At 57.0% G+C, this 25,091-nt stretch carries 21 protein-coding genes; 8 read left to right on the top strand and 13 right to left on the bottom strand.

What is annotated here, in order from left to right; genetic code table 11:
- The 5 genes from infB (at position 1) to pnp (ending at position 6,741) form a co-directional block, all read left to right on the top strand.
- Positions 1 to 2,565, top strand: a complete 2,565-nt coding sequence (infB, locus tag AC13D2_RS08340; protein WP_300496489.1) for a translation initiation factor IF-2 — start codon at positions 1 to 3, stop codon at positions 2,563 to 2,565.
- Positions 2,566 to 2,590: 25 nt separating this feature from the next.
- Positions 2,591 to 3,025, top strand: coding sequence for a 30S ribosome-binding factor RbfA (rbfA, locus tag AC13D2_RS08335; RefSeq protein WP_292048666.1), 435 nt, complete (start codon positions 2,591 to 2,593; stop codon positions 3,023 to 3,025).
- Complete coding sequence (truB, locus tag AC13D2_RS08330) at positions 3,022 to 3,942, top strand: tRNA pseudouridine(55) synthase TruB (RefSeq protein WP_300496492.1); 921 nt, start codon at positions 3,022 to 3,024, stop codon at positions 3,940 to 3,942. Before rbfA ends, truB begins: the two co-directional genes overlap by 4 nt.
- Before the next feature lie 97 nt (positions 3,943 to 4,039).
- Entirely contained in the window at positions 4,040 to 4,309 is a 270-nt protein-coding gene (gene rpsO, locus AC13D2_RS08325; RefSeq protein ID WP_007153099.1) for a 30S ribosomal protein S15, read from the top strand.
- 308 nt (positions 4,310 to 4,617) lie between these two features.
- Positions 4,618 to 6,741, top strand: coding sequence for a polyribonucleotide nucleotidyltransferase (gene pnp, locus AC13D2_RS08320; protein ID WP_300496495.1), 2,124 nt, complete (start codon positions 4,618 to 4,620; stop codon positions 6,739 to 6,741).
- A 210-nt stretch (positions 6,742 to 6,951) separates the two neighbouring features.
- Here the strand turns inward: pnp and AC13D2_RS08315 are convergent, their stop codons facing one another.
- The 3 genes from AC13D2_RS08315 to AC13D2_RS08305 form a co-directional block, all read right to left on the bottom strand.
- Positions 6,952 to 7,815, bottom strand: a complete 864-nt coding sequence (locus AC13D2_RS08315; protein ID WP_482938461.1) for an alpha/beta hydrolase — start codon at positions 7,813 to 7,815, stop codon at positions 6,952 to 6,954.
- Entirely contained in the window at positions 7,785 to 9,650 is a 1,866-nt protein-coding gene (locus AC13D2_RS08310; RefSeq protein ID WP_300496498.1) for an Lnb N-terminal periplasmic domain-containing protein, read from the bottom strand. Before AC13D2_RS08310 ends, AC13D2_RS08315 begins: the two co-directional genes overlap by 31 nt.
- Positions 9,651 to 9,748: 98 nt before the next feature.
- The gene (locus AC13D2_RS08305; RefSeq protein ID WP_300496501.1) at positions 9,749 to 10,213 is read right to left on the bottom strand and encodes a DUF3015 domain-containing protein; all 465 of its coding nucleotides are present in this window, start codon (positions 10,211 to 10,213) and stop codon (positions 9,749 to 9,751) included.
- Between the two features lie 326 nt (positions 10,214 to 10,539).
- Here AC13D2_RS08305 and AC13D2_RS08300 point away from each other — a divergent pair, with 326 nt between their 5' ends.
- Positions 10,540 to 10,980 carry a hypothetical protein gene (locus tag AC13D2_RS08300; protein WP_300496504.1) on the top strand — a complete coding sequence of 147 codons (441 nt, stop codon included), beginning with the start codon at positions 10,540 to 10,542 and terminating at the stop codon, positions 10,978 to 10,980.
- 103 nt (positions 10,981 to 11,083) lie between these two features.
- Here AC13D2_RS08300 and AC13D2_RS08295 read toward each other — a convergent pair whose 3' ends face one another.
- The 6 genes from AC13D2_RS08295 to AC13D2_RS08270 form a co-directional block, all read right to left on the bottom strand.
- Positions 11,084 to 11,785 (bottom strand): ABC transporter ATP-binding protein, encoded by a 702-nt coding sequence (locus tag AC13D2_RS08295; RefSeq protein WP_007153092.1) that lies wholly within the window; start codon positions 11,783 to 11,785, stop codon positions 11,084 to 11,086.
- 9 nt (positions 11,786 to 11,794) lie between these two features.
- A complete protein-coding gene (gene livG, locus AC13D2_RS08290; RefSeq protein ID WP_300496508.1) occupies positions 11,795 to 12,550 on the bottom strand; it encodes a high-affinity branched-chain amino acid ABC transporter ATP-binding protein LivG in 756 nt (251 codons plus the stop codon).
- A gap of 6 nt (positions 12,551 to 12,556) precedes the next feature.
- Positions 12,557 to 13,828 carry a high-affinity branched-chain amino acid ABC transporter permease LivM gene (locus AC13D2_RS08285; protein ID WP_292048655.1) on the bottom strand — a complete coding sequence of 424 codons (1,272 nt, stop codon included), beginning with the start codon at positions 13,826 to 13,828 and terminating at the stop codon, positions 12,557 to 12,559.
- Positions 13,828 to 14,751 (bottom strand): high-affinity branched-chain amino acid ABC transporter permease LivH, encoded by a 924-nt coding sequence (gene livH, locus AC13D2_RS08280; RefSeq protein WP_292048654.1) that lies wholly within the window; start codon positions 14,749 to 14,751, stop codon positions 13,828 to 13,830. Before livH ends, AC13D2_RS08285 begins: the two co-directional genes overlap by 1 nt.
- Before the next feature lie 161 nt (positions 14,752 to 14,912).
- The gene (locus tag AC13D2_RS08275; protein WP_292048653.1) at positions 14,913 to 16,025 is read right to left on the bottom strand and encodes a branched-chain amino acid ABC transporter substrate-binding protein; all 1,113 of its coding nucleotides are present in this window, start codon (positions 16,023 to 16,025) and stop codon (positions 14,913 to 14,915) included.
- A 164-nt stretch (positions 16,026 to 16,189) separates the two neighbouring features.
- A complete protein-coding gene (locus tag AC13D2_RS08270; protein WP_292048791.1) occupies positions 16,190 to 17,035 on the bottom strand; it encodes a tetratricopeptide repeat protein in 846 nt (281 codons plus the stop codon).
- Between the two features lie 312 nt (positions 17,036 to 17,347).
- On the opposite strand from AC13D2_RS08270, the gene AC13D2_RS08265 reads away from it, so the two are divergent.
- Positions 17,348 to 17,848, top strand: coding sequence for a MarR family winged helix-turn-helix transcriptional regulator (locus AC13D2_RS08265; protein WP_007153086.1), 501 nt, complete (start codon positions 17,348 to 17,350; stop codon positions 17,846 to 17,848).
- Between the two features lie 23 nt (positions 17,849 to 17,871).
- On the opposite strand, the gene AC13D2_RS08260 is transcribed toward AC13D2_RS08265, so the two are convergent.
- The 3 genes from AC13D2_RS08260 to lon form a co-directional block, all read right to left on the bottom strand.
- Positions 17,872 to 18,261 (bottom strand): c-type cytochrome, encoded by a 390-nt coding sequence (locus tag AC13D2_RS08260; RefSeq protein WP_292048652.1) that lies wholly within the window; start codon positions 18,259 to 18,261, stop codon positions 17,872 to 17,874.
- Positions 18,258 to 19,496, bottom strand: a complete 1,239-nt coding sequence (locus tag AC13D2_RS08255; RefSeq protein WP_300496525.1) for a PQQ-dependent sugar dehydrogenase — start codon at positions 19,494 to 19,496, stop codon at positions 18,258 to 18,260. Before AC13D2_RS08255 ends, AC13D2_RS08260 begins: the two co-directional genes overlap by 4 nt.
- A 171-nt stretch (positions 19,497 to 19,667) precedes the next feature.
- Positions 19,668 to 22,118 (bottom strand): endopeptidase La, encoded by a 2,451-nt coding sequence (gene lon, locus AC13D2_RS08250; protein WP_292048651.1) that lies wholly within the window; start codon positions 22,116 to 22,118, stop codon positions 19,668 to 19,670.
- A 211-nt stretch (positions 22,119 to 22,329) separates the two neighbouring features.
- Here lon and trxA point away from each other — a divergent pair, with 211 nt between their 5' ends.
- Complete coding sequence (gene trxA, locus AC13D2_RS08245) at positions 22,330 to 23,199, top strand: thioredoxin (RefSeq protein ID WP_007153082.1); 870 nt, start codon at positions 22,330 to 22,332, stop codon at positions 23,197 to 23,199.
- A 64-nt stretch (positions 23,200 to 23,263) separates the two neighbouring features.
- On the opposite strand, the gene AC13D2_RS08240 is transcribed toward trxA, so the two are convergent.
- Complete coding sequence (locus AC13D2_RS08240; RefSeq protein ID WP_292048649.1) at positions 23,264 to 24,628, bottom strand: KamA family radical SAM protein; 1,365 nt, start codon at positions 24,626 to 24,628, stop codon at positions 23,264 to 23,266.
- Between the last annotated feature and the right edge of the window lie 463 nt (positions 24,629 to 25,091).

Genomic DNA, 25,091 nt, shown 5'->3' with positions numbered 1-25,091 from the left:
ATGGCTGATGTAACGGTAAAACAACTGGCCGCAGATGTAGGCGCTCCCGTGGATCGTTTGCTGCGACAGATCGTGGAGGCAGGCTTGAAAGCCCGCTCCGAGGCGGATTCTGTTACCAGTGATGAGAAGCAACAGTTGCTGACCTATCTGAAAAAGAATCACGGTGAGAGTGAAGCGGAACCCAAGAAGATCACTCTCAAGCGCAAGACAACAACCACGCTGAAAGCGGGCCGTACCAAAACGGTCAATGTTGAGGTTCGCAAGCGCCGTACGTATATCAAGCGCGCTGAGCTGGAGCCGGAAGCGGCGAAGCAGGAAGAAGCTGCCGAGCAGGCAGCGGCTGCCGCACCGGAAGAGGCTCCAGCGACAGTAGCGGCTGAGCAGGCACAGCCTGCGGATGCGCCGAAGCCGGAAGCGCCGGTGTCAGATGCCCCGGCTGAAGAGCCGGCTGTTGATGAAAAACCGGCCGAGGAAGTTCAGCCGGAAGTGGCTGCTGAGCCGGAACCGTCACCGGTTCCCGCCCCGGAAGACATGCCGATTCCGCCGCCGGAAGAAGGCGAAGGCAAGGATCGCAAGCCGAAGAAGAAGAAAGAGAAAGCCCGTGAGCGCGGTGACGAGCTGGAAGAAGGCAAGCCCAAGAAGAAGTCCGCGGGGCATCGTGGGCCGCGTAGCCGTCCGGTGGAAGAACCTCTGATTATCAATGAAGAGGAAGAAGACACCACGCTGCGTAAGCCGCTTCGAGCGAAAAAGAAACCCAAAGAAAAGCGTCATGCTTTCGAGAGGCCGACCAAGCCAATGGTACGAGAAGTCGATATTCCCGAGACGATCACTGTCGGTGATCTTGCCCAGCGGATGGCCGTCAAGTCAGCCGACGTCATCAAAAAACTGATGGGCATGGGGGTAATGGCGACGATCAACCAGGCTCTCGATCAGGAAACCGCCGTGCTGGTGACCGAAGAGCTGGGTCACAAGCCGAATACAGTGAGCGAAGATGCATTCGAAGAGGAAGTTCTGAGCGAGTTCTCCTTTGACGGCAAGGAAAAGACCAAGCGTGCACCTGTCGTCAGTGTGATGGGCCACGTAGACCATGGTAAAACCTCGCTGCTGGATTACATTCGCCGCACCAAGGTGGCGTCCGGCGAGTCCGGGGGGATCACCCAGCACATCGGTGCGTACCATGTGGAAACCGACCATGGCATGGTGTCCTTCCTGGATACTCCGGGCCACGCCGCTTTCACGGCAATGCGTGCGCGGGGGGCCCAGTGCACCGATATCGTTATCCTGGTGGTGGCCGCCGATGACGGCGTTATGCCGCAAACCAAGGAAGCCGTAGATCACGCTCGTTCTGCCGGCGTTCCCATCGTTGTTGCCATCAACAAGATGGACAAGGAAGAGGCCGACCCGGATCGTATCAAAACCGAGCTGGCTGGTATGGAAGTCATTCCGGAAGACTGGGGCGGTGATGTTCAGTTTATCCCCGTGTCGGCCCATACCGGTGACGGCATTGAAGACCTGCTTGAGGCACTGCTGCTACAGGCAGAAATCCTTGAGCTCGAGGCTTCTCCGGACGCACCTGCGAAGGGTGTGGTGGTTGAATCCAGCCTCGAGCGTGGTCGCGGTTCCGTGGCTACAGTGCTGGTCCAGAACGGCACGCTGCGTCAGGGCGAGATGGTGGTTGCGGGTTCCTTCTTCGGTAAGGTTCGCGCCATGACCGACGAGGCTGGCAAGCAAGTCAAGCAAGCCGGGCCCTCTATTCCGGTGGAAATCCTGGGCCTGAACGGCACGCCGAACGCTGGTGATGAGTTCTTTGCCGTGGCCGACGAGAAGAAAGCCAAGGAGCTGGCGGAATTCCGTCAGTCCCGCGAGCGGGAGCAGCGTCTGCACAGGCAGCAGGCCGCCAAGCTTGAGAACCTGTTCGAGAACATGGGCAAGGACGAGGTCAAAACCCTCAATGTGGTGCTCAAGACCGACGTTCGTGGTTCCCTGGAAGCCATCACCAAATCGCTGCAGGATCTTGGTAACGACGAAGTACAGGTCAAGATCGTGTCCTCGGGCGTTGGTGGTATTGCTGAGACTGACATCAGTCTGGCGATGGCGACCAACGCGGTTATTTTCGGCTTTAACGTGCGTGCGGACACGGCGTCCAAGCGTCTGGTGGAGCAGGAAGGTCTGGATCTGCGCTACTACAGCATCATCTACAACCTGATTGATGATGTGAAAGCGGCCCTGACCGGCATGTTGGCGCCGGAATTCCGCGAGGATATCGTGGGCATTGCCGATGTGCGTGACGTGTTCCGTTCGCCGAAGTTTGGCCAGGTGGCTGGCTGTATGGTCACCGAAGGTAACGTATACCGTAACAAGCCAATTCGTGTCCTGCGGGATAACGTGGTTATCTTTGAGGGCGAGCTGGAATCCCTGCGCCGCTTCAAGGATGACGTGCCGGAAGTCCGCAACGGTATGGAGTGTGGTATCGGCGTTAAGGGCTACGACGTGAAAGTCGGCGACCAGATCGAGGTGTTCGATCGCGTTCGGGTCGAGCGTAAGCTTGAGTCCACCGGCGCGTGATGCGCCTGAGATTAAAGGAAACCTGATGCCAAGAGAGTTCAGCCGGATTGATCGCATCGGCGATCAGATGCAGCGAGAGCTTGCCCAGCTCATCCAGCGGGAGGTCAAAGACCCGCGGGTGGGTATGGTCACGGTGAATGCCGTCAAGGTGAGCCGTGACCTGGGTTATGCAGACGTTTACGTATCGCTGCTGACCACCGAAGAGCTGACCGAGGAGTCGCCGCAGGTGCGGGATTCCCTGACAGTGCTGAATAAAGCGGCTGGCTTCCTGAAAGGGCAGGTCGGCCGTGCCATGAAATTGCGGGTGACGCCCCAGTTGCGCTTTCATTTCGATACGCTGCTTGGGCACAGCCGTCACATGGACAACCTGATTCGCGAAGCGGTTGGTGATAAACCGGCGGTTGACCGTGACGACGCCCGCACCGACGGGGCGTCTGATGATCCGGAGCAAAAGGCTTGAGTCGACGTCGTAAAGGTCGCGATGTTAATGGCATCCTGGTGATCGACAAGCCGATGGATATTACGTCCAACGGCATCCTGCAGCAGGTAAAACGCCTGTTCGGGGCGGCCAAGGCCGGTCACACCGGTGCGCTGGACCCGCTGGCCACCGGCGTGTTGCCGCTGTGCTTCGGTGAGGCCACCAAGTTTTCCCAGATGATGCTGGACAGCGACAAAGCCTACATCGCCACCGCTCGCCTCGGTGTTCGCACCGAAACCGGGGACAGCGAAGGCGCCGTGGTTGCTGAGAAACCGGTACCCCCTGGGCTGGATGCAGAAGCCCTGGAACCGGTATTGGATCGCTTTCGTGGCAATATCCAGCAGGTTCCCTCCATGTACTCCGCGCTAAAACACAAGGGCAGGCCACTCTATGAGTACGCGCGCGAAGGTATTGAAGTGGAGCGTCCGTCGCGCCCGGTGACCATTTACGAGCTGACGCTGCTGGAGGTGCGCGAGACCGAGATTGATATCGCGGTAAGTTGCACGAAAGGCACCTATATTCGCTCGCTGGTGGAGGATATTGGCGAGGCATTGGGCTGCGGTGCGCATGTGACGGCATTACGCCGCACCATGGCCTCGGGCTTCACGCTCGCGGACGCGCGCGAGGTCTCAATGCTGGAGTCCATGCGTGAAGAGGGCGAAAGTCTGGATGGCCTGCTGGTGGCCCCGGATGCTGCTCTGTCCATGTTCCCGGAACGGGATCTGGAAGGCAGTTCGCTGGTATCGATATTGAATGGACAACCAGTTAGAATATCGGGTCAGTCTGAGGAAGGGTTCGTTCGCCTTTATGGCAACGGGCGTTTTGTCGGGCTGGCGGAAGGATTCCCGGAGGGGGAGGCGACCAAACTGGTGCCTCGCCGTCTGGTGAAGAGTGGCTGACAACCGTTTGAGAGAACGGGGTGCAGCTGATTAGCCGGGCTGTAGAGATGCGTGGTTCGGCCGAATTCGATAGCATCGCGACAATGAGGTGAGTTTTATGGCACTTTCTGCCGATGAGAAAGCACAGATCGTTAAGGATTTTCAGCAGGGTGATGGCGATACCGGTTCTCCTGAAGTTCAGGTCGCACTGTTGAGCCACAACATCAACAAGCTGCAGGATCACTTCAAGACCAACAAGCAGGATCACCATTCCCGCCGTGGTCTGATCCGGATGGTTAACCAGCGTCGTAAGCTGCTGGATTACCTCAAGCGTAAGAACGCAGACCGCTACCTGGACCTGATCCAGCGTCTGAGCCTGCGCCGCTAATCCGGTTGTACTTAACGGCCGGCGGGGCTCTGATAGCCCCGCTGGTTGTGCCTCTCTCCTGCATCGTGTCTGTCTGTGAACCCTGAAGGAACTCCCTGTCGTAACGGAAAGCTGAAATTGATAGCAGGTTGTTGAAAAGCCCGGTTTAGCCAGGTGGTTTCTGCCCCGGGGTTTTGCAACAGCCTGTTAGCTTTCAGACGGGCTACCCTTCAGTTCATCACTTCAGACGGTGTTGCAGTTATAGCGGACAGTTCGCAGGGGCGAGTTGTCCGGGTTAACCAATTGAAATGATGAATTCAGGAGTTACCGTGGATCTTAATCCCGTTAAAAAATCGTTCGAACTCGGCGGCAAGACCGTCACCATCGAAACCGGTCGTATCGCCCGTCAGGCCACTGGCTCAGTGCTGGTTACCGTAGACGACATTTCGGTACTGGGTACCGTGGTAGCGGCCAAGGAAGCGAAGCCTGGCCAGCCGTTTTTCCCGCTGACCGTCAACTACTTCGAGAAAACCTACGCTGTGGGCAAGATCCCGGGTGGTTTCTTCAAGCGTGAAGGCCGTCCGTCCGAGAAAGAAACCCTGACGTCCCGTCTGATTGACCGTCCGATTCGTCCGCTGTTTCCCAAGGGATTCATGAACGAAACCCAGGTCATCACTACGGTGATGTCGTCCAGCAAGAACCAGGATCCGGATATTGCCGCCATGCTGGCCGCTTCCGCCGCGCTGTCGATCTCCGGTATCCCGTTCGATGGTCCTATCGGTGCATCCCGCGTCGCATACACCAACGAGCGTGGCTACTTCCTGAACCCGACCTTCGAAGAGCTGGAAACCTCCCTGCTGGACATGGTGGTTGCGGGTACTGAAGACGCGGTTCTGATGGTTGAATCCGAAGCCAAGGGCCTGACAGAAGACCAGATGCTGGGTGCCGTGCTCTTCGGGCATCAGGAAATGCAGACAGCGGTTACCGCGATCAAGGAATTTGCCGCTGAAGTTGGCAAGCCGCGCTGGGAATGGCTGCCAGAGGCGGAGAACACCGAGCTTCTGAACGCCGTGAAAGCTGACTTTGCTGCCGACATCGAGCAGGCCTATGGTATCCGTGACAAGATGGAACGCTATGCCCGCCTGAGCGAGATCAAGTCCGCGGCCGTTGAAAAACTGGCCGGAGAAGAAGAAGGCCAGCCGGCGGAAGACGAAGTGAAGAAGTACTTCGCGAAGGTTGAGAAGACTATCGTTCGTCAGCAGGTTATCGACGGCAAGCCGCGTATCGATGGCCGTGACAACAAGACTGTTCGCCCCATTGAAGTGGAAGTTGGCGTTCTGCCGAGCACCCACGGTTCCGCCCTGTTTACCCGTGGTGAGACCCAGGCCATCGTGACCACCACGCTCGGTACTGCGCGTGATATGCAGATCATCGACGCCCTGGAAGGTGAGCGTAAAGACCCGTTCCTGTTCCACTACAACTTCCCTCCGTACTCCGTTGGTGAAGCTGGCCGTGTGGGTACGCCGGGCCGTCGTGAAGTTGGCCACGGCCGGTTGGCCAAGCGTGGTGTGGCAGCGGTTATGCCCACCATGGAAGAGTTCCCGTACACCATCCGTGCGGTGTCTGAAATCACCGAATCCAACGGTTCCAGCTCCATGGCGTCTGTCTGTGGTTCCAGTCTGGCGCTGATGGATGCGGGCGTGCCCATCAAGGCGCCGGTGGCTGGTATCGCCATGGGTCTGGTCAAGGAAGGCGACCAGTTCGCGGTTCTGACCGACATCCTGGGTGACGAGGATCACCTCGGCGATATGGACTTCAAAGTTGCGGGTACCTCTGAAGGTATCACTGCGCTGCAGATGGACATCAAGATTCAGGGCATCACTGACGAGATCATGGAAATTGCCCTGGACCAGGCCAATGCTGCTCGTCTGCACATCCTGGGTGAGATGGCCAAGGTTATCTCTGCGCCGCGCAAAGAGCTTTCCAGCCGCGCGCCAAGCATCACCACCATCAAGATCAATCCTGAGAAGATCCGCGACGTTATTGGCAAGGGCGGTTCCACCATTCGCTCTATCTGTGACGAGACCGGTGCGTCCATCGATCTGGACGACGATGGCAATGTGAAGATCTATGCCGACAATCAGGATGCGGCCAATGCTGCGATGAAGCGGGTGATGGAAATCACTGCGGAAATCGAAGTTGGCGCTATCTACAGCGGTCGCGTTGAGCGCATTGTGGACTTTGGTGCTTTTGTTAACATCCTGCCCGGCAAGGATGGTCTGGTGCACATTTCCCAGATCTCCGAGCGTCGTATCGAGAACGTGACTGACGAGCTGAGCGAAGGTCAGGAAGTTCTGGTCAAGGTTCTGGATGTGGACAACCGTGGGCGCGTGAAGCTGTCCATGAAGGAAGTGAAGGAAGGGGAGCAGCCGACGGATCTGTCCGCGCTGTAAGCTCTGCCTTTGACAAAAACCCGCCGCTCTCCGGAGTTTGGCGGGTTTTTTTGTTTTCGGGCCTTCGAGTTTTGGAGTCAGAGCACACCGGGCAGGGCTGTTCAAAACACGCCAACAAGTACGTCCATGTAGGCTCGAGCTCCGCCATCCATGGCTCCGCACGGTTTTGAACAGCCCTGCCCGGTGCGCTCCCTGGCTTCGGCGAAGCGCCTAATCCATAAACTCCAAAACCTCTTCCTGATAAGCCGGAATTACAAACGTCGATGCATGGGGCGTATCCGTCTGTAAAAACGTCTTGGGTTCCGCTGCCGCATCATACAACCGCTCCCCATGATGAAACGGAATAATGCCGTCACGGACACTGTGAATTACCATCACTGGTACTGGGCTGATGTCGGCAATACGCTCATGGCCTTCATACTCGTCAGTAATGGTCCAGCTCAGGGGGATTTGCAGCGGCCAGGTGAGCCAGAAGTCGCCGAGTTTTTCACGAGCGATGGCGCGGAAGCCGGAGAAGGTGCCGTCCAGGATGACGCCGTCCAGGGGAGGATGTTCGTCGCGTTTTACCCACTCACTGGCCAGGGCGGTTCCCAGTGCACCACCCAGGCTCTGGCCCAGCAGGAACAGGGGCTGGTCGTTGGTGCTTGGTTGATTGGCCAGCCATCTGAGGCCAGTCTCTGCGTCGTGCAGGGTGCCTTCTATGTCCGGTGCGCCGGTAGAGCGCCCATATCCCCGGTAGTCGATCAGGAAGACGTTGTAGCGTTTCTCAGGCAGCCAGGCGACGTTCATGATGTGGCTGCTGATGTTCTGGGCGTTGCCGTGAAGGAAGTAAACAGTCCCCTTCGGTTCGGAATTGGCGGGGAGCCACCAGCCGTGGAGGGTTTCGCCGTCCGGGGTTTTCACGAACACGTCTTCGTAGTCCAGGTTCAGTCGGTCCGGGGTGATGTAGGTGACCTGGTCCGGATAGAAGAACACGCTGCTGCAGCCGGTCTGCAATAGCAGGGTAAACGCGGCGGTGAGGCCGGCCAGTGTTCTCAGAGTTGTCAGAAGTAGGCGTGGAGTCCGAGTTGCCATGTGCTGCGGTACCTGTCGTAGTGGTCTTCACGGCTGAATTTTCCGAACAGGCTGAAGTCCCGTCCGAGGTGCCAGTTGCCTTCCAGGTAGGCTTGGTCCTGGCGGTGTTGGTTGCTGACGATCCAGGCCTTGGTTTTCACGCCACCCAGAAGGCTGAACTGGTTGTTTTGGTGGAGTATGCCCAGATCGGCGCCGGGCGCAGCGTCGTAACCGCGGCGCAGGTCGTTGTCGATTTCCAGATCGGCGGTGGCCATGGCGAAGGCTTGGGTGCCGGTTGTCAGTCGCCAGCTTCCACCAGCGCCGCCCTCGAGGTAGGGGGTGAATACGCGATTGGTTTCGGTGTCAGTGCGGCGGCCGCCGAAGCCGACTTGCCAGGACAGTGGCGAGAAGAACTGGTTGCGCGGCGAGAGGGAGCGGATTTCCACGCCGGTCAGTTGTTCAACCTGTACTTCGTCGTTGTCCGTGTAAAGGCGAGCGTCCAGGCGCAGGAACTGGAGTTGTGCTCCGCCACGGTAGCCTGCGGGAGGGTCAAGTACATCGTGGTAGGCGGGGCGTAACGTGAGTTCACTGAAATTGCGGTCACCCATGCGTCCGCCACTGATGCTGGCGCGAAAGGTGTCATGACCCTGATCGTCCCGGATGGCAGGCTCAGGGGGGCCGTCCTGTATTGCGACCCCGCGGATCTCGCTGCGTTCCCTTAGCAGGTCATGGGAGAGTGGGGCTGCGTGTTCCCTGGGCCAGCCCTCGGCTTCGCTTTGGTAGCGAACATAGTCGTAGGTGGCGTCCAGCACCCTCGCACGCGGCTCATCGCTTAACGCTTGTACCTCGGGCGCATCGGCATCCACATACCCGTTGGCGATGGCGGCGGCAAGGGTCTGGTGGTCGTCCGGCAGGGCGTCAATGCGGTGGCTGACGTTGGTGGCTGCTGAGGGGCGGTAGTAGACGGAGTCGACAAGCCCCTTGTCGACAGCCCATCGCACCGTGTCCGAGGGAATGGCATGGGTGCCAACTTCCCCCAGCAGGTCGGTGCCGGGTCGGGCGACGTCGATCAGGGCCAGCAGGCGGTAGGCGCAGTTCTCGTCAAAAAAGTAGTAATCGAAGTTGCGATCGCGAATCTCCCAGGTGTGAGCCAGCATCATGTCCACTTCCGACTGGGTGAGATTAAGCGTGTACTCCCACAGGTCCCGGTGCTCAATGTCGGAATAGAGGCGGATTTTTTCGTAGTAGGGCTGGATCGAGGTAATACCCGGGTAGCCACCGAAAATGCCTTTGTAGGCAAACAGGATTTCGCTGTCGTGTGCAGCTGCATCGGCGGCATAGGAAATGGTGTTGGCCAGGATCAGGTTGGTTTCTTCGTCTTCCCGGGGTGGGTCGAGGCGTAGGAACGTGTGACCAAACATGGAAGACGGGCTGTTCAGATACGACGCGGCAAACACCAGGGTCACGGTTTCGGTATTCAACTCGTCGGTCCAGTCCTCGAAAGCGGGGCAGTTTACGGGGTGCCCCGGCAGGTCCAGTTGCGCCCTTAGCCAGCGGTCTCGTGCCGGGAAACGACAGCGTGCGTGCTCATTTCCGCCTCCGGGTTGGGTGATGGCCATGACAGTGGCTTCCAATTCCGCCTTTGGTGAGGTTTTGCCGTTGTCGCTGAGGTAGAAGGCATCGTCGTCCGCCTGGCCAGTGTAGCCGTCGCCAAAGCGATCGGGTTGGTAATGGAGCAGGTTCAACCACGCAGGATTCAGATGCAGGTTTCCGGTGTCGGGGAGCGATGTGGCGAATGCGTTGAAACAGGATGCCAGCCAGACAAGGGCCAGCGCGAACCGAAGCGAAGTGCGCATGGATGGTCAGTCAATTCCGGGTTAGGCGACAGGTGGGTGGCAGTGGAATCATTGCGCCTTCCCTGGCGCGCAAACTCCGTTTTCTTCGAGCCGAAGGATCAGGCGGCTACGTACTTGCTCAGCGTATCGTTCTGCTCCAGCAGGGCTACGATGGCATCGACAGCCTCGCCAGAGGTGGTGTCGGACGATGGGAAAATGGTGGCGAAGTTGTCCTGCAGAACTTTGCGGAAAGAGTCGCGATCCGTTTCGTCTACACCCAGCAGCACGGCCAGGGTGTCCAGGTTTTCGCCGGAGCCACGGGACATGTCGCGGGCAACCTTATCGATGTTGCTGTCCATGTACATGGCCATGGATTGCACAGACTGGTTGGTCTGACAACCCAGGGTGCCGGTGGTCATACCAAACGTCTGGTTACCGAAAGTACCGTTGGTGGTTGCCGCCAGAACGTGGGGGGCGATGCCTGACTGTCCTTTCCAGATCATTGCACCTACGCCGCAACCAGGCTGAGCGAAGGCCAGGGTAGAAGCTCCCATGAGCAGTGCACCTGCGATGAGTTTTTTCATTATCCACTCCTTGTTTGGTTTAGCTGTCGTCGCAAACGCGCCATACCCACCTGACAGGGTCCCGGGACCGGCGCGCTAACGGCCCTGACTGATTTCCCGTGGAGACAGGTCGACCGTTGACTCTGAGTATAGTTGAAATCTCAGGAAGGCAAATTACAAAAGCGCTGAGTGATTGATTTGGCCCATAAATCCAAAGTGTGATCACGTGTTCATATTTCTAAATAAGCTAAAAAATGTTCTTTTTCATCGATATTGTTATATATAGTTGGTTTGGGTATAGTGCGCGCGGCCATGAAGGCTTGTACACAACACATGGAGATTGAGTTTTGAAAAAAGTTCTTGTCGCATCATCACTGATTCTTGCCGGCGCACTGACTGGCTGTTCCTCACTGAACACCAGTGCTCCTTCCCTGCCGCTGTCCGGCTCCGTCGCTACCGACGTCAAGGCCGACATCGAAGTAGGCGAGAAAATCACTGGTCAATCCTCTGCAACCAAGGTTCTGTTCTTTACCCTGGGTGCTGAAACGGAATACGCTGACGGCGTTGCCTACTCTGCCGGCGGTAACGGTGGCAGTGCATTGCCTTTCGCGCTGCCGAATCCGGTTGAAGCTGTTAAGGCCGCGGCTGCCTACAACGCCATTCAGGAGTCCGGTGCTGACGTGATTGTCGCTCCACGTTACACCGTCCAGAAGGACGATTACGTGGTATTCGGAACCATCAACGTATCCGTTGAAGGTTACAAGGGCACCATCAAGAGCGTTAAGTAAGTGATTGCTTGATGCCAGGTGTTACAAAAAAGCCGGAACATGACACCATGTTCCGGCTTTTTTGCGTTTAGGTACGCCGTTCTATCGGTGGGTGGCTCTACCATCAGCCACCGAGATAGGCATTCTGAACGTCCGGGTTGGCCAGCAGGTTTTTTCCGGTATCGTGCAGGCGGATGCGTCCGGTTTCCAGCACGTAGCCTCGATCCGCCAGGTTCAGGGCCTGATGCGCATTCTGTTCCACCAGGAACACAGTAATACCTTCTTCTCGCAGCTTCCCGATGATCTCGAAGATCTGTTTGATCACCAGCGGTGCGAGCCCAAGCGAGGGCTCGTCCAGGATGATCATATTCGGTTTGCTCATCAGCGCCCGCCCGATGGCCAGCATCTGCTGTTCGCCACCTGACATGGTGCCTGCCCGCTGATGTTCCCGTTCCTTCAGGCGCGGAAACAGTTCGTAGACGTGGTCCTGGCTTTTGCGGATTTCCGATTTGGTGTTGAAAAAACCGCCCATGTGGAGGTTCTCTTCAACCGTCAGGCCGGAAAACACGCGCCGGCCTTCCGGCACAATGGCAATGCCCGAGCGCATGATGTTCGACGTGAGATCACGGGTGATGTCACGCCCCTGAAGGATCACTCGGCCAGAGGTGGCCTGGGGATTTCCGCAGACGGTCATCAGCAGGGTGGTCTTACCGGCGCCATTGGCACCGATCAGCGACACGATCTCACCTTTCTTTACTTCAACAGAAACCCCGTGAAGTGCCTCGATCTTGCCGTAATGGGTATGGACGTCTTCTAGTACAAGCATGGCTATTCCTCAGGCCTCACCCAGATAGGCTTTGATGACATCATCGTTGCGGCGAATCTCATCCGGTGTGCCGCTGGCCAGGGGGCGCCCCTGGTTGATCACATTAATGCGGTCGGAGATATCCATCACCAGACTCATGTCGTGCTCAATCAGCACCACAGAGACGTTGTAGTCTTCCTTAAGGCTGATAATCAACTGATTCAGGTCTTTGGTTTCGGCCGGGTTCAGGCCGGCAGCGGGTTCATCCAGCATCAGCAGTTCGGGCTCGGTCACCATGCAGCGGGCTATCTCAAGACGGCGCTGTTGGCCATAGGCCAGATTGCCAGCTTCCCGGTTCGCCATGTCCGTCAGCCCCACCCGGTCCAGCCAGTAGGCGGCCCGGTCCAGCGATTTTTGTTCTTTCTCCCGATAGTTGGGCGTATTCAGTATGCCGGAGAGCAGGTTGGTGTTGAGGTGGCGGTGCTGGGCCACCAGCAGGTTTTCCACCACCGTCATACGGCTGAACAACCGCACGTGCTGAAAGGTTCTGACCAAACCAAGGCGGGAAATCTTATAGTCGGGCTTCCCCTGGATTTCGCCTCCCTTGAACAGGATCTTGCCACCAGTCGGTTTGTAGAAACCGCTCATGCAGTTAAACACCGTGGTTTTGCCGGCTCCGTTGGGGCCGATGATCGCCACAATCTCATGTTCCCGTACGTCGAGCGACACCTGATCCACCGCCAGGAGCCCGCCAAAGCGCATCGACAGATTCTGTACTTCAAGCATTATCCGTCACTCCTGCTTTTTCAGTTCAATGTGGATGCGTCGCATGGGCAGCAGGCCTTGCGGGCGCCAGACCATCATCAACACCATGGCCGCGCCAAAGATCAGCATCCGGTACTCGGAGAACTCCCGCGCCAGTTCCGGCAGTATAGTGACCGCAATTGCAGCGAGAATGACCCCCATCTGGGAGCCCATGCCACCCAGTACCACAATCGCCAGAATGATGGCCGATTCCAGGAACACAAAGGATTCCGGGCTGATAAAGCCCTGCTTGGAGGCGAACACCGTACCGGCAAAGCCGGCGAAGAAAGCGCCGATGGTAAAGGCGGAAAGCTTGACCGCAGTCCGGTTCAATCCCAGGGATTTAGCCGCAATCTCGTCTTCGCGGAGGGCTTCCCAGGCACGGCCTACCGGCATGCGCATCAGGCGACGAATAGCGATAGCGGTAATGACGGCCAGTACCAGGGCGATCAGGTAGAGGAAAATTACCTTGTGCTCACCGCTGTAGGCAATGCCGAAGGTTTCATGGAACGACGTATTGCCTTCCTCCTTCACCCGGCGGCCGAACTCCATGCCAAACAGAGTGGGGTCGGGAATGCCGCCGATACCATTGGGCCCGCCCGTCAGGTTGGTCATGTTATTCAGCAGGATGCGGATGATTTCCCCAAACCCGAGCGTGACGATGGCCAGGTAATCCCCGCGCAATCGCAGTACCGGAAAGCCGAGCACCAGCCCGAACAGGGCGGCGAGCAGGGCGCCGATCGGCAGCGCGAACCAGAATGAAACGCCGTAATACTGCGACAGCAGGGCAAAGGTGTATGCACCTACGGCGTAGAAAGCGACGTAGCCCAGATCCAGCAGGCCCGCGAGGCCGACCACCACATTCAGGCCCAGTGCCAGCATGATGTAGATCAGTACCAGGGTGGACAGATCCACCGCGCCGCGAGAGGCAATAAACGGCCAGATGAGGGCGCCTATGATCATCAATGTGAGCAGGACCGAATCCAGTTTCAGTCGCTTACTCTGTTCCATGGGCTTGCGGTTGGTCAGCGGGTTTACTGCAGGCAATTGCCGCAGTGACCCCATCAGAGTGTCCCGAAACAACTGGAACAGGAAGACAATAACCGCTGCCAGCAGCACGCCGACAACGGTAGAGGTCTTGGCTCCTTCAAGGGTAACCGTGGTGCCTTCGCTGGCCAGATTGAATCCCAGAATGGGGTACGAAATGATCAGGGTGACAATGGCGCAAAACAGCGCGTGTTTCAGGTTATGAGCAGCCATCAGATCTTTTCAACCTCCGGTTTGCCGAGCAGGCCGGTGGGTTTGAACAGCAGGATCAGGATCAGCAGTCCAAAGGACACAACGTCCTTGTACTCACCGCTGAGGTAACCGGAGGTCATGCTCTCGGCAACGCCGAGAATAAGCCCGCCCAGCATGGCGCCGGGAATACTTCCAATGCCCCCCAGGACGGCGGCCGTAAACGCCTTCAGCCCTGCAATGAATCCAAACAGCGGATCGATGGAGCCGTAGTACATACCCAGAAGCAGGCCCGCGACGGCTGCCAGCGCGGCACCGATCACAAACGTTGCTGAAATGATGCGGTTGGTGTCGATGCCCAGCAGATTGGCCATGCCCAGATCCTGGGAAACGGCCCGACAGGCGCGACCGATGCGGGAACGGGAGATGAACAGGGAGAGGATTGTCATGCAGACCAGTGTGGTAACGAATATGGTGACTTGCATGTAGGAGATAGAGGTCTGGAATGAATCTTCGGCACCGAACCGGAATCCGCCTTCTATCAGCGCAGGAAAACCGATGTTGCGAGATCCCTGGGCAAGATGGACGTAGTTCTGAAGAAAGATGGACATGCCGATGGCGGAGATTAGCGGGATCAGGCGATGCTTTCCTCGCACAGGACGGTAGGCCACCCGTTCCACCGCCCAGCCCATGGAGCTGGATACAATCATCGCGCAGACCAGTGCCACGATCAGTATCAGCGGCAGCCAGGCAATGCCTAGTGCGGCAAGGCCGGTAATGGCAATCAGGGCGGTATAGGCGCCGATCATGTAAATCTCACCATGGGCAAAGTTGATCATGCCGATGATGCCGTAAACCATCGTGTAACCGATGGCGATCAGGGCGTAGGTGCTCCCGATCGTCAGCCCGTTAATGAGCTGCTGAATAAAATACAGGAGGTCTTGCATCTGTGTGGGACTCCGATAGCCTGCCCCTTCCACTGCATGCAGGCTCGGCCCGGGGTGCCGGGCGTACTGGATACAGGATCATCAGGGGCCTAGAAAAACACCTTCTCCCGGATCGCGGTGAGAAGGTGTTCTCATAATTACCGTTTGTTAACGATTGCGGCTTAGTTTACCGGAGTTTTGCTGCCATCTGAATGCCATTCGTAGACAACAAACTCAAACGATTCCATATCGCCCTTGCCGTCGTACTCAACGGTACCGATGGGCGTCTGGAACGTGCCTGCGCGCAGCGCTTCGGCAACATCGAACGGATCCGTTGATTCGGCGGCTTCAATGCCATCGGCAATCAGCTGTACGGCGGTGTAGGACGTCAGTACGAAAGGACCGGACGGATCTTCACCTTTTTCTTCAAAGGCCTGGACCAGTTCCTGGTTTTCGTCTTTCTCGTCGAAGCTCGGTGGCAAGGTGACCAGCAGGCCTTCGGCTGCATCGCCGGCGATGGTGTTGATGTCTTTGTTGCCGACACCTTCCGGGCCCATGAAAGTGGCGTCAAGGTCGGCCTGTTGTGCCTGGCGCAGGATCAAACCAAGTTCCGGGTGGTAGCCGCCATAATAGACGTAGTCCACGTCAGCCTGCCTGAGTTTGGTGACCAGTGACGAGAAGTCCTTGGCGCCGGCGGTAATACCTTCGAACATGGCCACTTCAACACCGCCTTCTTCGAGGGTGTCACGAACAGCCGTTGCGATGCCTTCACCGTACTGCTGCTTGTCGTGAACAACGGCAACGCGCTCCGGCTTCTGGCTGATCAGGTAGTTGGCGGCGACCGGGCCCTGCATGCTGTCCAGGCCGATGGTACGGAAAACCAGCTCATAACCACGCTCGGTAATATCCGGGCTGGTGGACGCTGGCGTCACCATCAGGATGCCTTCATCCTCGTAGATGTCGGACGCCGGCTGAGTGGAGCTGGAACACAGGTGCCCAACCACGAAACGCACGCCTTCGTTCACCATGTTGTTGGCAACGGTCACGGCCTGCTTGGGGTCACAAACGTCGTCCTGTTCGACACCGACGAGTTTTTCTCCCATAACGCCGCCATTGGCATTGATCTGTTCGATCGCCATGCGGGCACCGGAGAATTGCATATCACCGTACTGGGCGACAGGGCCGGTCATGGGCCCTGCGATACCGATTTTGATTTCGGCGGCCGCTTGGCCGGCGCCCATCACGGCAATGGAGGTTGCTACAGCGGATACGAGTTTCTTGACTGGTGTTCTCATTGGGTCTGTCCTGTTTTGTGCCAGGGTTTTTCTTATGTTCTCAGCGATGTAAACAAACACCACACCTGCCACCTTGTCAAGCGGGCAGCGTCAGTGAATGTGCCGGAACGTCGACGGTTGTTTTTCCGACATTCGAAGGGCAAAGAGCATGCCGGCCTGCCGCATCAGGCGTCAGGCTGGTCCCCGTCGTCGGTAAAAATCAGTTTCCGGAAACTGTCGTGATCCCTCAACTGTTCGAAACTAGGGTCGACGGAGGCATCGTCCTTATACGCCTCAGAGATATTAATTGCCTTTTGCAGCGTCGTCACGGCATCGTCCCAGCGACCGATTTCGGCATAGGCGCAGGCCAGCTGGTAGTGTGCATGACCGTTTTCAGGAGCCAGTTTCAGGGCGCGCTGGCAAAGGCTGATCGCCCACAGTGGCTCCTGCATTTCCAGTACCGCATCGGCCTTGTAGCTCAGTGCCTCCACGTCGTCAGGCCGAAGATCCAGAATCGTATCGTAGGCAGAAATCTTGTTCTGTTGAGAGGTTTCCTGACTGGCCTTCAGCCAAAGGGAGTGCACTTCGTTGGTGCGTTCGATCTCGGCCTGGTTCTGATGAATGATGTCGGATTTCTGCTTCAACTGGTCTTCGATGAATTCCAGCCGCTTTTCATATTCAACGACCAGTTCGTTGACCCGCTTCTCGGCAAGGCTGGTGAGCTGGTTTCGCATGTCGCGAATCGAATTCCAGCCAATGACTACGAGAATGGAGGTGGCGCCAGCAATCAGGTAGAAGAAGTAGGTAACGGTGTCGGTGGCGTAAGACATGGTTTTGTCAGCCACCGAGAGTTCCTTGTCCACAACCTTCTCGATCAGCTCGGCGCGGGTGTTCATCATTTCCTTGCGCAGTGCTTTGGTTTCCTCCAGCAAGTACAGCTCGACAAACGGTGTATACATGGGTTCTTCCGCGTTGTCGATTCGTTGCTGCACGTCCTCGGCGCTAAGGTTCTCACCCGGCTCCTGGGCCATGGTGAAGGAACTGAATAACAGTGCGATCAGGCCTGAAGCGAAGAAGGTTGTCAGACGCTTCCAGGAAGGGCTGTGCAGGAGGGTATTGGGTGTTCGGGTGTTCATTGGGCCGTGTCCGTTTTTGCGGAAATTGAACAAGAGGGTGACCTTAGCATAGTGGTTGGCGGAAAAATGCGAAAATTCGTAAAAGGACCGGCAGGTTAGTGCAGTACGCGCCGATGGGTGTGGGCAGTACTGCTTGCAAAATCAGGAGCAAAGACCTCTAATACTTAGTGTTATAAATAATTCGGCAAAACGAAGCGGAGTGGTGCGTTGAACAATTATGAAGAGGTTTTGGTGGCGTTGCGCCGGGTGATTCGAGCAACTGACCTGCATTCCAAACGTCTGAGCAAGCATGCGGGCCTGACGGGGCCGCAATTGCTGATTATGCGCAGCATCCGCGATCTGGGTGAGGTGACTATCGGAACCATTGCCGACAAGGTGAGCCTGAGCCAGGCAACCGTGACCACGATTCTTGATCGGCTGGAGCATCGTAAGCTGGTTTACCGTGTTCGCAGCACCCAGGACAAACGCAAGGTCCATGCGCATCTGACGAGTGAGGGTGCGGAAATTCTCTCGCGGGCACCGAACCCGCTTCAGGAAGACTTCACACGGAAGTTCCAGAGCCTGGCGGAGTGGGAGCAGACCATGATTCTGGCTTCGTTGCAGCGGGTGGCCAATATGATGGACGCTGACGATATCGATGCTGCACCGATGCTCACGGTGGGCTCGGTGCTAAAGGATGATGGCTGGAAGGCCGATGACAAGTCCTGAGGCGATGGCACCGGCTTCAGGGATTATTCCGGCATTTTTGCGATGATCTCAATGGATTGGTACCAAGCCGCCAGATCAGAAATCTGTTGGTTCGTCAGGTTCTTGGCGACCAAAGACATCATCTCGTGCTCCCGTTTGCCACTGCGAAAAGCTTTGAGTTGTTTTTCAATATAAATCTGACTTTCGCCCGCAAGGTTGGGTGCGACTGGGATCTTCGCTATCCCGTCCAGGCCGTGGCAGGTCTTGCACTGGGCTGCGAGTTTTCGCCCCTCGGCAGGGTCTGCGCCCTGGGCCACTGGGCTCATCGCAAGAAAAGATGCCAGAACCGCTATTGTTGAATAGGCGGCTCTGGCTTTTCTTGCCGCATGATTTTCCCTGAGAGCCGGAGGATCCCCACCTGTTTTGGGAATCATGAGCCGGAACCCGTGTACGCGATTCTGTATACAGCCCCGGCCAAATCATCCGAGACCAGCAGTGAGCCATCTTTCAACTGGGCCACATCAACCGGCCGGCCGAGGTATTCACCGTTTTCATCCAGCCACCCTTCGGCGAAAGGAATCGTTTCGCCACTAATATTGCCTTCGGCGTCCACCGGCGTGAACATGACCCGTGCTCCGACCGGAACGGTCCTGTTCCAGGAGCCATGTTGCGCTGAGAAAATTCCGCCCTGATATTGCTTCGGAAACATGTTTCCGGTGTAAAACATCATGCCCAGATTGGCCGCATGTGCCGTCGTCTCAGAGACTGGGAACACCACTTCTACCGGCACTTCCTCGCCTTTATACTCGTTGGTACGAACATCACCGCCTCCGTACCAGGGATGGCCAAAATGCTGGCCCATGGCGGTCTGGCGATTGATTTCTCCAGGTGGGATATCGTCGCCCATGCCATCGACCTGATTGTCCGTAAACCACAGTTCGCCGGTATTAGGGTTAAAGTCCTGCCCTACAGAGTTGCGGACACCACGTGTGTAGATTTCACGTCCGCTGCCATCCTGATTAACCCGGATAATCCCGCCAATGCCCCACTCACTGAACGTGTCCAAGTGTTCTTTCGGCGCAACATTGTAGGGTTGTCCGAGCGAGATGTAGAGCTTCCCGTCCGGGCCAATATCGCAGACTCGGGCGGTGTGGTTGTAACTGACGAACTGCTCAGGGATCAACTCGCCCCCTGGGATCACCTCTGAGGCGACTACATCGCCCCCCTCAAAGAAGAACTCCGCGGCCGGATACGCCAGGACCCGGTTCTGTTCTGCAATGTAGAGTACACCCGACGGCGAAAAACAGGGACCGTTGGGGACGGACTTGGCCAGCGACGGTGCGAAATTCTTTACTTCATCGGCCACGCGGTCTTTATCCCGGTCGGTCATTGCCCAGACTTCGGTTTTACGGGTTCCGACAAAGGTAACAACACCCTGTGGGCCAACCGCCATGTGTCGCGCGTCGGGAACGAGTGCGTAGAGGCTTATTTCAAACCCCTCGGGAAGTGTTATTTTCTGCAGGGTCTTTCGAATAGCGTCGGCGCTGTCGCTTTTCTGGTCGATCACAGTGAACTCGGCTTTCCCGGTGGTCTGGAAGTTGCCAAGCTTTTTGAGAGTGTCGTCAGATTGGCTGTGAGCGAAGGGGATGAAAGCAAGGCCCACAGCCATGCACAGGATTGAGTTGTTCTTGTTCATTGTTTTGCCACTCCCTTTGACTCAGCGAGTCGGAAGCCGGTGACCCTCGGGCCACCGGTGCTCGGTTTTTGCTCATGTCAAAGCGAGTAAAGACAACGGCTGCATAGGCGTCAAGGCAGCCCCGCAGTGGTCAGACCAGTAATATTAGTGGACGCTTGATCCCTTGCGGGGTTTGTTCCCGAAACACACCTGAAACACGTCGTTGTAATGCTTCGCAAAATTCACCGTCAGGCCTTCTTTGAGGTATTCCGGTAGCTCTTTATAATCCCCCCGGTTTGCCTCCGGCAGAATCAGGTTGGTGATTTTCTGGCGACGGGCAGCGATGACTTTTTCGCGGATGCCGCCCACGGGTAGTACCTGGCCGGTGAGCGTCAGTTCGCCGGTCATGGCGATGTTCTGCTGTGGCGATTCGCGGCGGGCGATGGACAGCAGGGCGGTGGCCATGGTGACGCCCGCGCTGGGGCCGTCTTTGGGGGTGGCGCCTTCGGGAACGTGCAGGTGCACGAAGGATTTGTCGAAGAAGGTCGGGTCGCCCTTGAATCGCTTAAGGTTTGAAGAGACAAAACTGTAGGCGATTTCGGCGGACTCTTTCATGACGTCGCCCAGTTGCCCAGTGAGTTTGAAGCCACGCTGACTGCTGTGGATGCGTGAGGCTTCGATGCTCAGGGTGGCGCCGCCCATGGCGGTCCAGGCCAGGCCGGTGACTACGCCGGTGCCTTTCAGGGATTTCTCTTTGCGGAAGGCCGGCTGCCCCAGATAGGTTTGCAGGTCGGAAACGCCGACTTTAACGGGTTCGTCCGGCTCTTCCAATAGTCGAACAATGCCTTTGCGGATCACTTTGTGCAGCAGTTTCTCCAGGCTGCGGACGCCCGCTTCACGGGCGTAGCCTTCGATGATCTGTTTGATGGCGGCGTCGGTAATGTTCATCTGCTTTTTCAGCAGGCCGGCTCGTTTTAGCAACCGTGGCATCAGGTGATGCTTGGCGATGTCGAGCTTTTCCTCAGTGATGTAGCCGGATAGCCGGATGACGTCCATGCGGTCCAGCAGTGGCCGGGGAATGGTGTCGAGTTGGTTGGCGGTGCAGATGAACAGGACCTTGGACAGGTCCATGCGTACGTCCAGGTAGTGGTCCAGGAATTCCCGGTTCTGTTCCGGGTCCAGGGTTTCCAGCAAGGCGGAGGCCGGGTCGCCCTGGAAGGAAGCGCCAATCTTGTCGATCTCGTCCAGCATGATCACCGGGTTGGACACCTTCGAGTCTTTCAATGCCTGCACGAATTTGCCAGGCATGGCGCCGATATAAGTGCGGCGGTGTCCCTTGATTTCGGCTTCATCACGCATGCCGCCCACGCTGAATCGATAGAACTCGCGGCCGAGGGCATCGGCGACGGAATGACCGATGGAGGTTTTGCCCACGCCAGGCGGACCGACCAGCAAGAGAATGGAGCCGCTGACTTCGCCCTTGAAGGTGCCTTCGGCCAGGAACTCGACGATACGGTCTTTCACGTCGTCGAGTCCGTCGTGGTCACGGTCCAGGATGCGGCGGGCTCCGGCCAGATCGAAATGGTCCTCCGACGTCACGCCCCAAGGCACCTGGGTCAGCCAGTCCAGGTAATTGCGGGTAACGCCGTATTCCGGTGAACCCTGCTCCAGCACCTGCAGTTTCTGAAGCTCGTCGTCAAAACGTTCCTGAACCTGTTCCGGCGGATTCAGGTTTGCCATGCGCTCGTGGAAGCGCTCGGCATCGGCGGTTTTGTCGTCCTTGGCCATACCCAGTTCGCGCTGGATGACCTTGAGCTGTTCCTTCAGGAAGAACTCACGCTGGTGTTTTTGCACCTTCTCGTTCACTTCTTCGCTGATTTCACTTTGCAGGCGGGCCACTTCCTGTTCTTTCGCCATCAGCAGGAGTACTTTTTCCATACGCCTGAGCAGCGGCACGGTATCGAGTACTTCCTGCAATTCCTGGCCGGGAGCGCTGGTCATGGAGGCGCCAAAATCCGCCAGGGGAGAGCTGTCATCCGGTCCGAATCGGGAAAGGTACTGTTTCACTTCTTCGCCATAAAGCGGGTTGGTGCGCAGCAGCTCCTTGATGGAACTGATGATGGCGAGGGTATAGGCTTTCAGTTCGTCTGCGGCTTCTTCCGGTTCTTCAGGGTACTCCACTTCCACCAGGTAGGGCGGCCGGCGGCGAAGCCATTGGGTAATGCGAAAACGCTGCAGCCCCTGGGCAATGAACTGGACTTTGCCGCTTTCGCCCTGGGCGTGATGGACGCGCACGGCGCAGCCCACGGTTTCCAGTTCCTCGCTGCCGGGAATGCCTTGCTCAGGATCGCTGTCTTCCACAAAGCATATACCTAGCACCTTGTGGTCGGTTTCGCCTACTCGCTTGAGGGTTTCCTGCCAGGGGTTCTGGTTAACCACAATCGGCTGCACCTGGGCCGGGAAGAAAGGCCTGTTCGACACCGGTAACACGTACATGCGTCGTGGCATCTGCTGTTTCGGCAGCACCAGGCTTTTGCTGTTCTCGTCCTTGCCGATGTACTCGGTCAGGTCTTCTTCGGGAGCATCAAAAGAGTCGTTGCGGTTGTCGTCGTTCATGCCGTATACGCATCCTCCAGGGAATTTCATCCGGGCAGTCGCCCCGGTCCTATTGCCTATGTAACGGCAACGGGGATTATTTCAAGGTAGGTGCCGGTATTTACTGCCAGCGAACAGAGCCGACGGCAAAACCTTGAATTCCGGCTCTCAGCCCCCACTTCCAACAACAATCCGTTATGACATTTCAGGAAATTACTTTCAGGTGCCATCCATGAGCAACTCGCCTTACATTTTTGAAGCCACCATGGACAACTTCCAACAGGATGTGATGGAAGCGTCTTCCAAAACGCCCGTATTGATTGACGTCTGGGCGGAGTGGTGCGCCCCCTGTAAGCAGTTGATGCCGCTGCTGGAAAAGCTGGCGGATGAGTACAAGGGCGGCTTTATGCTGGCCAAGGTCAACGCCGACGAACAGCAGCAACTGACGGGTAGCCTGGGCGTGCGCAGCCTGCCTACTGTGATCCTTGTGAAAGATGGCCAGGCCGTGGATGGCTTCAATGGTGCCTTGCAGGAGAGCGAGATCCGCAAGGTCCTCGACAAGCACATTGAGATACCGGAAGACGAGGAAGCGCCCTACGACAAGGCCCACAGATTGTGGGAGGAGGGTGACGTAGAGGCGGCGCTGGCCGTGCTGACAGAGATGAATCGTAGTAACCCGGACGACCTGAAAGTATTGATTGATCTTGCACAGTTGAAGGCTGAGCTCGGTGACCTGGAAACCGCTGAACAGGTACTGGAAAGCCTGCCGCCGGAAGAAAAGATGCAGCACCAGGCCAAGCAGCTGGCGGCCCGGCTGAAATTCCTCAAGGCATCAGCCGAATTGCCCCCCATCCACGAACTGGAAGATGCACTGGATAAAGATCCGAAAGATCCTAATGCCCTGCACCTGCTGGCGCTGCATCACATCCTTCAGGAAAATAACGCCGAAGCGATGGAATTGCTGATTCGCCTCATGCGTGTGGACAGTAAGTATAAGGATGAGGTGGCGAAGACCACGTTGATTGAGCTGTTCGACAAGCTGGGAAATAACAACCCGGATGTGCGTACCTATCGGCGTAAGCTCTATACGCTGATGCATTGATGTGCAGTGAAAGGCATTTCTGGAAGGAGGGGCCCGGTAGGGGCCCCTTTTTCGTGAGGCGGCGTTAACCGTTGCCCTTCTTCATCTGCTCATACTCATCCTCAAAGAAGAACTTCTCCTCTCCAAGGGCCGGTTCCAGCTCATGCAGCCACGTGGCTGTTTCGCTGTACTTGGCAAAGAACGGGCGCTGTACCCAGTCCGGGTTGCGGGCCTGGATGAACCGGAGCACGAACACTTTCTCGCCGTTGATCTCGGTGATGCCCTGTACCTCAACCTTGCCGGGGCCAGCGCTCATTGACGGGCCGCGGGCGGTGCGAGCCAGGCCTGAAACCTGCTTGATGGCTTCGCGGTAGATATTGAACGCTTCTACCAAAGGCACTTCGAAGTAGTTCTTGGCGCCGGTGTCCCGCTCCACAAACATGTAGTAAGGGATGATGCCCAGCTGTACTTCCTTGTCCCACAGTTTTGCCCAGTCGTCGGCATTGTCGTTCACATGCTTGATCAGTGGGCCCTGGGCGCGGATTTCAGCGCCGGTGGCGCGCAGGCGGCGGATGGCTTCTTCCGCGATATCGGTGGTGATTTCCTGCCAGTGGTTGTAGTGCGCCATGATCGCCACGTGCTTACCGGCGTCCACAAGGCGGGCAAACAGATCAATCAGTTCGTCTGCGTCCTTGTCGGTCACAAAACGGTATGGCCAGAAGGTCAGGGCCTTGGTGCCGATGCGAATGGTCTGGATGTGATCAAACTCCGGCTGCAGAAGCGGCTCCAGGTACTGGACCAGATTTTTGGTTTTCATCACCATGGGGTCGCCACCGGTGACCAGCAGATCACTGACTTCGGTATGCTCTTGCAAGTAGCCGTGAAGCTTTTCCGCTTCGGTGCTGGCCATCTTCAGGTCCTTGTCGCCCACGAACTGAGCCCAGCGGAAGCAGAAGGTACAGTAGGAGTGGCAGGTCTGGCCCTGGGCCGGGAAGAACAGAACGGTTTCGCGGTATTTGTGCTGAACGCCGTCCAGTACTTCGCCGTTCAGTTCCGGCATGTTCATTTCCATCTGGCCGGCCGGGTGCGGGTTCAGCTCGTCGCGAATTTCTTTCGCCACCGCCTGGATTTCTTTCTTCTCCGCGCCCTCACGATGCATATTTGCCATGCGCTCGTAATGCTCGTCCTTCAGCATGCCCTTCTGGGGAAACACCAACTGGTAAAGTGGGTCGTTCGGCACCTTGTTCCAGTCGATCAGCTCATTGATCACGTATTCGTTAACGCGGAAGGGCAGCACGCTGGCCACCACCTTCATTTCAAACAGGGTCTCTTCAGGGAGATTCTGGATAACGTCAATTTTATCGAGCTGGCGGTCTGTGTAGACCTTGAAACGCCGCTCTTCGAACTCGGCGGTTGGAATCCGGTTCGGGAACGTGACGATGGAGTTCATAGGTCGCCCTCTTTGGTTGTGAGCCATAGTCTGGAGGGGTGGGCGTTGCCACCGCTCCGCTGGTCAAAAAACGGGCAGGCGAGTATACATAAATCTGAAAGTATTTTCAGGTCTAATCAAATTGGTAGGAATCCTACGACCTTGGTCTGAATGTGCTTGTTTGAGAGAGAAAAAGGCGCCATTCTTACGTAAGTAACCGAAATAGTCCGACAGGCTTTGGTGAATTTTCCTCAAAAATTGAACTTTCATGCCGAAATGTAGTAAAAATACTACCTAATCGTCGGTGTGGTTGTGCCGGTATGTGAATGCTGCCTGATTCGCCTGGCCAAAAGCCGAGTGACGCAAGGGCGCTTCAGGCAGTAAAACTGGCGATCGTGTTCTATGCTTGTTCAAGGTAACGAACAGGCGGATATCCATAATAAAACGCTCTGCATTTCATCGCAGCTTATCGATATTGCAAGGC

This window comes from Marinobacter sp. B-12 (assembly GCF_056857915.1).
Note: the sequence above shows the minus strand (reverse complement) of the source record. Positions and strands in the feature narration are given on the sequence as shown.

Excerpts from the sequence above, each read along its gene's own strand:
- infB (WP_300496489.1), top strand. The coding sequence starts at position 1 with ATGGCTGATGTAACGGTAAAACAACTGGCCGCAGATGTAGGCGCTCCC.
- rbfA (WP_292048666.1), top strand. The coding sequence starts at position 2,591 with ATGCCAAGAGAGTTCAGCCGGATTGATCGCATCGGCGATCAGATGCAG.
- rpsO (WP_007153099.1), top strand. The coding sequence starts at position 4,040 with ATGGCACTTTCTGCCGATGAGAAAGCACAGATCGTTAAGGATTTTCAG.
- AC13D2_RS08315 (WP_482938461.1), bottom strand. The coding sequence starts at position 7,815 with ATGGCAACTCGGACTCCACGCCTACTTCTGACAACTCTGAGAACACTG.
- AC13D2_RS08310 (WP_300496498.1), bottom strand. The coding sequence starts at position 9,650 with ATGCGCACTTCGCTTCGGTTCGCGCTGGCCCTTGTCTGGCTGGCATCC.
- AC13D2_RS08305 (WP_300496501.1), bottom strand. The coding sequence starts at position 10,213 with ATGAAAAAACTCATCGCAGGTGCACTGCTCATGGGAGCTTCTACCCTG.
- AC13D2_RS08295 (WP_007153092.1), bottom strand. The coding sequence starts at position 11,785 with ATGCTTGTACTAGAAGACGTCCATACCCATTACGGCAAGATCGAGGCA.
- livG (WP_300496508.1), bottom strand. The coding sequence starts at position 12,550 with ATGCTTGAAGTACAGAATCTGTCGATGCGCTTTGGCGGGCTCCTGGCG.
- AC13D2_RS08285 (WP_292048655.1), bottom strand. The coding sequence starts at position 13,828 with ATGGCTGCTCATAACCTGAAACACGCGCTGTTTTGCGCCATTGTCACC.
- livH (WP_292048654.1), bottom strand. The coding sequence starts at position 14,751 with ATGCAAGACCTCCTGTATTTTATTCAGCAGCTCATTAACGGGCTGACG.
- AC13D2_RS08275 (WP_292048653.1), bottom strand. The coding sequence starts at position 16,025 with ATGAGAACACCAGTCAAGAAACTCGTATCCGCTGTAGCAACCTCCATT.
- AC13D2_RS08270 (WP_292048791.1), bottom strand. The coding sequence starts at position 17,035 with ATGGCCCAGGAGCCGGGTGAGAACCTTAGCGCCGAGGACGTGCAGCAA.
- AC13D2_RS08260 (WP_292048652.1), bottom strand. The coding sequence starts at position 18,261 with ATGATTCCCAAAACAGGTGGGGATCCTCCGGCTCTCAGGGAAAATCAT.
- AC13D2_RS08255 (WP_300496525.1), bottom strand. The coding sequence starts at position 19,496 with ATGGCTGTGGGCCTTGCTTTCATCCCCTTCGCTCACAGCCAATCTGAC.
- lon (WP_292048651.1), bottom strand. The coding sequence starts at position 22,118 with ATGAACGACGACAACCGCAACGACTCTTTTGATGCTCCCGAAGAAGAC.
- trxA (WP_007153082.1), top strand. The coding sequence starts at position 22,330 with ATGAGCAACTCGCCTTACATTTTTGAAGCCACCATGGACAACTTCCAA.
- AC13D2_RS08240 (WP_292048649.1), bottom strand. The coding sequence starts at position 24,628 with ATGAACTCCATCGTCACGTTCCCGAACCGGATTCCAACCGCCGAGTTC.